This window comes from Candidatus Peregrinibacteria bacterium (assembly GCA_016220175.1).
Taxonomy (GTDB): domain Bacteria; phylum Patescibacteriota; class Gracilibacteria; order CAIRYL01; family CAIRYL01; genus JACRHZ01.
In genome coordinates, this window is sequence record JACRHZ010000064.1 from 1 (window position 1) to 6,678 (window position 6,678).

At 41.2% G+C, this 6,678-nt stretch carries 5 protein-coding genes; all 5 read right to left on the reverse strand.

What is annotated here, in order from left to right; all coding sequences use genetic code 11:
- Positions 1 to 131 precede the first annotated feature (131 nt).
- The 5 genes from HZA38_05360 to uvrA all read right to left on the reverse strand — a co-directional run bounded on the left by HZA38_05360 (position 132) and on the right by uvrA (position 6,465).
- Entirely contained in the window at positions 132 to 353 is a 222-nt protein-coding gene (locus HZA38_05360; GenBank protein ID MBI5414910.1) for an ABC transporter permease, read from the reverse strand.
- On the reverse strand, positions 334 to 801 hold the full coding sequence (locus tag HZA38_05365) for an ABC transporter permease (GenBank protein MBI5414911.1): 468 nt from the start codon (positions 799 to 801) through the stop codon (positions 334 to 336). Before HZA38_05365 ends, HZA38_05360 begins: the two co-directional genes overlap by 20 nt.
- 54 nt (positions 802 to 855) lie before the next feature.
- A complete protein-coding gene (locus HZA38_05370; GenBank protein ID MBI5414912.1) occupies positions 856 to 1,575 on the reverse strand; it encodes an ABC transporter ATP-binding protein in 720 nt (239 codons plus the stop codon).
- Between the two features lie 15 nt (positions 1,576 to 1,590).
- Complete coding sequence (locus tag HZA38_05375; GenBank protein ID MBI5414913.1) at positions 1,591 to 3,462, reverse strand: efflux RND transporter periplasmic adaptor subunit; 1,872 nt, start codon at positions 3,460 to 3,462, stop codon at positions 1,591 to 1,593.
- A 120-nt stretch (positions 3,463 to 3,582) separates the two neighbouring features.
- On the reverse strand, positions 3,583 to 6,465 hold the full coding sequence (gene uvrA / locus HZA38_05380) for an excinuclease ABC subunit UvrA (protein MBI5414914.1): 2,883 nt from the start codon (positions 6,463 to 6,465) through the stop codon (positions 3,583 to 3,585).
- Positions 6,466 to 6,678: the final 213 nt, after the last annotated feature.

Below are 6,678 nucleotides of genomic sequence, written 5' to 3' on the forward strand. Positions count from 1 at the left end.
TCTCAAAAAGGAGTTATCTGCCTGGCAAAAACAACGCAATCAAAGTCTATCAACAATTCAATGGAAATTCACAAAGCAAGATGCTGACCAAAAACTACAGAGACACTATACATGAAATTATTTATTGGAAATTATACTAGAATAGAATTATAGTGATCGTTTCCCGTAAGGTATTTTTGCGCCGTCAAATACGGAACAATGGCAAGATCATCAAGATTAAAAATCATCACCTGTCCCTTTTTGGGAAGTATACCGATGACTCGAAAGGTTTTGTTTTTCACTTTAATTTTTTTCCCAAGAGCATCAGAAAATCCAAAGAGATCTTCTTTCACTTTAGAGCCGATAATTACCACTGCTCCTGCTTGTTTGATATCTTCCTCGGAAAAAAATACCTCCTTCAGATGGTGCGATGCTCATAACTTCCATCCATAAGTTTGAGGTTCCAATAACATTCACCCGCTTCGTTTCATTTTCAAATGACAATGAAGAAGGCGCGATAACATTGGGAACCACTTGGTTTTTTCCCATGACATTTCCTGGATTTGAAATTGCCAAAACTTCGCGATCTTTGAGAGAATCGGTAAAAATCTGAGCAATATCAGAAGGTCCCTGAGGTTCTCGTCCTGGTTCCACGATAATTGTTCGTGACCCGATTCCACGAATTTGACCAAGAATAAGTTCCTGAGCGCCTTCTCCAATCGACATAATCATGATGATTGCCGTAACTCCAATGACAATTCCGAGAATGGTAAGCGCAGATCGTGCCTTATTTGTCCTGACTCCCCCGAATGCTGTTTTCAAAAGAAATCGTAATTTCATATTCTTGTTATCGCTGAAAAATTTCGGAAAAAAATACTATTTTGAATATCCTCTATGAGCGTCTTTGTAATACAGATTTTTTTGGTCACTGTGAATTCTTCCATCTAAAATATGAAGAGTTCTTCTCGCAAATTCAGCGGTTGTCGTCTCGTGAGTGATAAGTACAATGGTATGACCTTCCTTCTCGTTCAAATCCTGAAAGATTTTCATAATGGCTCCACCCGAAATGGAGTCAAGATTTCCAGTTGGTTCATCAGCAAATATCACTCGAGGATTATTGACAAGTGCGCGTGCAATAGCTACTCGTTGCCGTTCTCCTCCCGAAAGTTTGGAAGTTTCAAAATGAGTGCGATGTTCGAGTCCTACCGCCGCAACCGCATTCTTTATAAGAGCATCCCATTCTTTTTGAGGACGATCGGAATAGAGAAGTGGAAGGAGGACATTGTCGTATACAGTTGTGCGGGGAAGAAGATTAAAAGCCTGAAAAACAAATCCCATTTCTCGATTTCGAATAAGAGCGATCTCTTCTTCCGAGTAATCCTGAAACGATTTTTCGTTAAACATATATACTCCAGAGGTGTGGGCATCCAGAAAACCAAGAATATGGAGAAGTGTTGATTTTCCAGATCCAGAAGGTCCCATAATGGCGACGAATTCGCCCTCTTCTATCGAGAAGTTCATATCAAAAAGAACAGGAGTTTTGATCCCATCAGAATCGTATTCTTTCCCGAGATTTTGAACTTTAAGAAGTGACATGTTTTAGAGTTTCCTTTATTCAAGAGATGTTACCACCTTTTCTCCCTCCCTCAGCCCTTCGAGTATTTCTACAGAACCATCAGATCCCTTGAGTCCAACGACAACTTCACGTTCTTCGAGAATTTCCTGTGTGGGGGAAGATGAATTTGAAGGCGACGCTGGAACGAGGATTTGGAGAAATTTCGCCTTGTCTTTCGTAAAGACCGCTCGTTGGGGAACGACAAGAACATTTTCTCGTGAAGCGGTAACAACATCGATATTCGCCGTCATTCCAGATTTTATCCGCTCGTCAGGTTTTGAAAACTGAAGGCGGACTTTATATGTCGAAACTCCTTCAATAACAGTTTCCGCTGGATCAATGGCAATAATTGTTGCAGAGAATTCTACATCGCTTCCGTATGCATCAAGAGTTACTTTAGCTTCCTGTCCGAGCGAAATTTTGGCGATATCAACTTCTGGGAGATTGCATTCAATTTCAAAATTTCCATGAGAAATAACGGTGATAAGAGGAATATTCGCCCCGACAATTTCACCGATTTTGGCATCTTGTTTTGTCACAATTCCATCTATAGGAGACTTTAAAATTGCTTTTGCAATTTGCGCCTGAACATTTTGCACATCAGCTTTAGATGCTTTTACTTGTGCCTCTTGAAGGTTTAAATTCGCCTCCGCTTGCTCTACCTGAGCCTTTTGAGCTGCTAAATTTGCTTCTGCTTGATGGACTTTCGCCTCTTCTGCAGTGATTCGTTCTTCTATGGTTTTTGCTCGAGAGAGTTCCAGTTCGGATTCTGCACTTGAAAGCGTGCTTTCCGCTATGTTGAGTTTATTTTGAGCGGTATCAATCGAATTTTTATTCAGTACTGTCTGATCTTCGATGCTTTCCATTTTCGCCGTTACTTCCTCAATGGCGGTTTCAATTTCCGACTGTGAACTCGTTACAGAAGTTTTGAATGTGGTGAGCTGAGTGTCAGAAATGGTTGTACTCCCTTCTTCCAGTTTTAAAGTGCTGTTTACCACCTTGAGGAGAGATTCAAGAAATGAGCGAATCACGAGCAGTTCTTTCTTCGCGGAAGAAAGAGATTCGAGAATATTCACGGAAGTTCTCACACTTGGAAGGGCGTCAATAATTCTCTGAAGAGATTCGGACGCGGAAAGAGCGCCCTCGCATTGACTCTCAATGTTCCCAGGATTTACACTGGTAATTTGAAGTTTGCACGCGGTTTTGAGAGAATTTCGGATGGGGTTAATAATATCCTGAAGCCGCTGGCTAAAAATTTTATCAGTAGTAGTTTTGAGGGAAGAAAAAATATCGACACTTTCATTGAGGAGTGATTCCATATCTCTTTCCGCTTTTTTTTTTGTGTTTTGAAACTCAGTTTGAGCATCAAAAATAGCAACTTTCGCATTTTCTACTTTTATTTCCACGACTCGGGTCTCTTCTGGTCTTACGCCTTTTTGAAGTTCTTGAAGGAGTGATTGCTCAGCTTCAAGAGCTGCCTCAGTCTGAGCAAGGCGGGCATTTTCACTTTGAATCACCGCCTTTTGGGTTTCCAATTTTGCTTCCTCTCTCTCCACAGCCGCTTTTTTTTGCTCGAGCTCAGCAGTGTATTCTGAATACTGAAGGCGAAGAAGTTCTTTTCCCTGAGAAACCGTATCGCCGATTTTAGCCGAAACTCGGTCTATTTTCCCACCTCTTTCAAACGCAAGATCTACTTGAGTAATAGCCTGCACCTTGCCGGTTACACTCACTTCTTGAAGCAAGTTTTTTCGTTCAGCAGCAATGAATTTATATGATGGCTGGACTTCCGTCGAAAACAAAAAATACCAGCCGGCCAAGAGGATGCCCAGAATTATAATCGGAATTCCAATTTTTCGAGATGTTTTCATAAGAAGAGTTTTAGAAATTTCCTCGAGAAAAGTGTATTAAATTTCATGGAGACAGAAACAAGTTTTTAGTGGGAGGATAAGGATAACGCAGATTTTTATTTCAGTCAAAAAAATAAATTTTTACTGGAAATATTTTCGTAAAAACTGTCCGGTATATGATTTTTCTGATTTCGCCACTTCTTCAGGAGATCCAGTGGCCACCACATATCCACCGTTTTCTCCGCCATCCGGTCCGAGATCGATCACGTAATCACAACTCTTCACCACATCCAAATTATGTTCGATGACGAGTACAGTATTGCCCTTGTTTACGAGAGCATTCAGAACATCGAGGAGTTTTTGCACATCCTCAAAATGAAGCCCCGTTGTCGGTTCGTCGAGAATGAAAAAAGTTTTCCCCGTACTTCGCTTTGAAAGTTCTGTAGCCAATTTTACGCGCTGAGCTTCCCCTCCTGAAAGAGTAGGAGCGCTCTGCCCTAAATGAATGTATCCAAGTCCCACATCTTCCAGTGTTTGCAATTTATTTTTGAGTGATGGAATTTTTACAAAGTATTCAAGAGCCTCAGAGACAGTCATATCGAGAACATCGGCAATATTTTTTCCGCGCCATGTAATTTCAAGTGCTTCGGAATTATATCTTTTTCCATGACACACTTCGCACGGAACATAAATATCTGGCAGAAAATGCATTTCAATTTTGACGATACCATCTCCTTGGCAGGCTTCACATCGGCCGCCTTTTACATTAAAGGAAAATCTTCCCGCTTTATACCCCCTGAGTTTTGCTTCAGGACTTGAGCTAAAAAGTTCACGAATATCACCAAAAACTCCAGTGTATGTTGCTGGATTTGAACGTGGAGTTCTCCCAATCGGACTTTGGTCGATAATGATGACTTTGTCGAGATGGTTCACTCCGAGGATGTCATCATGATTCCCCATTTTTTTCTGAGCTCTGTTCAATTGATTTGCAAGAGACGGACCGAGAATTTTATTCACCAGTGAAGATTTCCCAGAGCCAGAAACTCCGGTTACTCCAACAAATTTTCCCAGTGGGATTTCCACATCAATATTGTGAAGATTATTCTCCCTGGCACCTATGATTTTGAGCGATTTCCCATTTCCTTTTCTTCGTTCAGATGGAATAGGAATTGATTTTTCTCCTGATAAATATTTTCCAGTACCAGAATTTGGATTTCTCTTAATTTCCTCGGGAGTTCCTTCTGCAACGACTTGTCCACCATATTTTCCTGCCCCGGGACCAATCTCCAAAATATGGTCTGCCGCATTCATCGTGTCTTCGTCATGTTCGACGACGAGCACAGTATTTCCGAGGCGCTGCAAATCACGCATGGTTTCAATAAGTCTCTTGTTATCACGCTGATGGAGACCAATAGAAGGTTCGTCAAGCACATAAAGAACTCCCTGGAGTTTTGATCCGATCTGAGTTGCGAGCCGAATGCGCTGAGCTTCTCCACCAGAAAGTGTATTCGCTGAGCGACTCAGGGTGAGATATGAAAGTCCCACGTGTTCCAAAAAATGAAGTCGCGATATGATTTCTTGAAGAATAAGATGGGCGATTTTTTGCTCTCTTTCCGTAAGAAGACTCGGAAGTTCTTGAAAAAATTCATGCGCCTCAGAAATGGAAAACTGAGTAGCAGCAATAATATTTTTCTCTCCAACAAGTACACTAAGGACCTCTGGGCGAAGGCGTTGTCCTTTGCAAGTAGGACAGAGCTCTTCTTCCATAAACTTTTCAATTTGCTTCCTCGAAAGTTCGCTCTCCGTTTCCTGAAATCTTCTCTCCAAATTTTTCGCCACTCCTTCATATTTTGTAGAAAATTCACCGGAAAACTTTCGTGAATCCATTTTGATGTCATATTCTTCATCTCCTGTTCCGCTGAGGATGATATCTACTTGTTCCGGGGTTAGTTTTTCTACGGGAATATCGAGGCTAAATCCATAATTCATTCCAACTTTTTCGAGAATTTTCAAGTACCACGACATGCCAGACGTTGTTGTTGCCCATGGCATTATAGCTCCTTCGGCAATAGTGAGCTTTGGATTTCCAAAAACAAGATCTTTCTTCACCACGAGACGACTTCCAAGACCATGGCAGTCAGGACACGCTCCATATGGAGAATTGAATGAGAAATTTCTCGGTTCAATCTCTGAAAGAGTAGATCCATGTTCGGGACACGCAAATTTTTCAGAATACATTTCCATTTCACCCGTGTCCACATTCATTACCTCAAGAATTCCATTCCCATATTTCACTCCGAGTTCAATGGAATCTGCAAGTCTTGTTCGATCAGGATTTGGCTCTTCCACTTTTTCTCCACTCGAAAGGGTTTGATATGTTTTTTCAAAGTTTTTCACGACAAGACGATCTACTACCGCTTCGATGGAATGAGATTTTTTCGGATCAATGGAGATTTTATCGGCGATAGAATAGACAACTCCATCCACCCGAATACGAATAAATCCATCTTTTTGAATTTTTTCGAGCACTTTTGAGTGTTCACCTTTTCGACCTCGTATCACTGGTGCCAAGATCATAACTTTGGTTCCCTCCTTCATTTTTCCAATTTCATCTATTACTTGCGAGACGCTTTGTCTCTGAACAGGAAGAGCGCACACGGGACAATGCGGTCTTCCAATTTTTGCAAAAAGGAGACGAAGATAATCATAAATTTCCGTCACGGTTCCTACTGTTGATCGTGGATTTCTTGATGCGGTTTTTTGATCGATAGAAATTGCCGGCGAAAGTCCTTCAATGACATCAACATCTGGTTTTTCCATAAGTCCCAAAAACTGGCGGGCATACGTGGAAAGGCTTTCCACATACCGCCTCTGTCCCTCAGCATAAATAGTGTCAAATGCGAGAGAAGATTTTCCAGAACCAGACACGCCCGTAATAACCACGAGTTTACTCCGCGGAATCTGTACGGTAATATTTTTCAGATTATGCATTCTAGCGCCTTCCACACGAATTACATCGACCATTTCACAAAAGAAAAAAACACAGAAAAAACGCTACTTTGAAATTAAGCGCCATGTGAGCTTAGCAAAAAAATGCAAGGATGGCAACCAGAATATCTACAAAAGTAGAAATCTCATATGGATAATTGAGCTGCTTCTCCTTCGATTTTTTTCTCCACTATCTACAAAAGTAGAAATCTCATATGGATAATTGAGAATCGAAAGGCTGGAAAGCCA